A 1440-nucleotide genomic window follows, 5' to 3' on the forward strand; every position below is an offset into this window, starting at 1 on the left:
TGCTCCTCGCGGCGGAGGCGGCGCTGCGCGCCGGGGCGGGCAAACTCCAGATCGCGACGGCATCCTCCGTGGCGCCGGGGTTGGCCCTGCAGGTCCCGGAATCGATGACGGTGGGGCTCCCGGAGGACGATGCGGGCGAACTGTCGCCGGACGGCGCGGAGACGGTCGCCGAGCTGGCGCAGGGGTGTGCCGCCGTGGTCCTCGGCCCCGGCCTCGGCAACGTCGAGGTCGCCGGGGCACTGCTCCGCCGAGTGGTCCCCGATCTCGACTGCACGCTCGTCCTCGACGCTCTCGCCCTGGCGTACCTGACCGCGAACCCGGACGGCGTCGCCCACCTCGAGGGTCGCTGTGTTCTCACCCCGAACACCCGGGAACTGGCGAGGACTCTCGACGTCCCCGAGTCCGACGTCGAGGCCGACACCCCCCGGTGCGTCACAGACCTCGCCCGGCGCACCCGGGCAGTGGTGGTCTCCGGGGCGGCCACCTCGTGGATCGCGTCACCAGAGGGCGGTCTCTGGCGTGACGAATCGGGCACCCCCGGGCTCGGAGTGTCCGGCTCGGGTGACGTCAAGGCCGGAGTCATCACCGGGCTGCTCGCTCGTGGGGCGGATCCCGCTCAGGCCGCCGCGTGGGCCACCTTCGCCCACGGTAGGGCCGGTGAACGGCTCGCGGTGCGGGTCGGTCCCACCGGATTTCTGGCCAGAGAGCTGTTGTCGGAGATCCCCCACGTCATGGCTGAGCTCTCCTCCTGAGCATCCGTCCACCGTCGCGCACCGGTCGCGGGCGCGACCGGCTGCGCCCCGGCGCCGGGACTGGCAGGCTCGGGTCATGAGTTCCACCGACAAGTCCCGTGCCGACGAGCCCCGTGCCGAGAAGATCCGTTCCGCCATCGATGACGCCACCGTCCCGGATCCCGGCACCCTGCACCGTGCCCGCATGATCGTCGTGGACAAGCTCGGAGAGTGGGACAGCCTGGGAGTCGACGAGATCGTCGAGTCGGTGTGTGAGGCCTACGAGGCCCCCTCCGGTGAACCGCTGCGGCTCGCGGACGTGGACCCCTCCGGCCCCGCCACCGACACCCCCGCCATGCGGCACCTGCGATATGCGAGGGCGGCGCGCACCGCGCTCATCGATCTGGAACGGGAGGGGACGATCGTCGCGGTGGCCGAGCACCCCGGCGACTCCGAGGCCGACACACTGACGGGCGAGCAGACCGCGGACGACGCGATCCCCGGCGCCGAGGAGGTCACCGCCACCACGGAGACCACCGGTCCCGCCGGCCGGGAGTCGGGCGCCGACGAGCTGGTCCTCAGTACCGGGCCGCAACCGCGGGGTCGGCGGTTCGCCCTGGCCGCCGGCTGAGCCCCGCGATAAGAGCCGGTTCAGGGCAGCGGCACGGTCTTGGCGGGGTCAGATCAGAGCGACGTCGTGGACTCCGGG

General features: G+C 72.8%; 2 protein-coding genes. Both read left to right on the forward strand.

Features of this window, described 5'->3' with window-relative positions:
* On the forward strand, nucleotides 1-752 hold a 752-nt coding region (locus G6026_RS06705; RefSeq protein ID WP_182612701.1), incomplete at its 5' end, for an NAD(P)H-hydrate dehydratase.
* A 76-nt stretch (nucleotides 753-828) separates the two neighbouring features.
* Entirely contained in the window at nucleotides 829-1362 is a 534-nt protein-coding gene (locus tag G6026_RS06710; protein WP_182612703.1) for a hypothetical protein, read from the forward strand.
* Nucleotides 1363-1440: the final 78 nt, after the last annotated feature.

Source organism: Dietzia sp. DQ11-38-2 (assembly GCF_014145055.1).
GTDB lineage: Bacteria > Actinomycetota > Actinomycetes > Mycobacteriales > Mycobacteriaceae > Dietzia.